The organism is Psychrobacter sp. AOP5-GZ1-6, assembly GCF_052376345.1.
In the GTDB taxonomy this organism is placed as follows: Bacteria; Pseudomonadota; Gammaproteobacteria; order Pseudomonadales; family Moraxellaceae; genus Psychrobacter.
Window position 1 is genome coordinate 1 of sequence record NZ_JBQSVP010000380.1, and the last position, 310, is coordinate 310.

Annotated in this window: 1 protein-coding gene; it reads right to left on the reverse strand. The window is 49.4% G+C overall.

Features of this window, described 5'->3' with window-relative positions; translation table 11 throughout:
• The coding region (locus ACT3RN_RS16295) for a DDE-type integrase/transposase/recombinase (RefSeq protein WP_444518900.1) at window positions 1–310 on the reverse strand (310 nt) is incomplete at both ends.

Below are 310 nucleotides of genomic sequence, written 5' to 3' on the forward strand. Positions count from 1 at the left end.
GCCTTGCTGCTCAGCCCAGTCTTTGAGCGCATTGCTGATGTATTCAGGGCCGTTATCGCATCTTATCTGCACAGGTTTGCCTCGGTACTCAATAAGCTGATTAAGACTGCGTATGACCCTCCCGGCCGGTAGCGAGAAGTCGACTTCAACGGTGAGTGCCTCACGGTTGTAATCATCAATGACATTGAACAGTCTAAAGCCACGGCCATCAGTTAAGCCGTCGTGCATAAAGTCCATGCTCCAGCTTTGGTTAATCCTATCAGGTACTGCTAATGGTATTGGTTTAGCACGTTTAATGCGACGCTTAGGC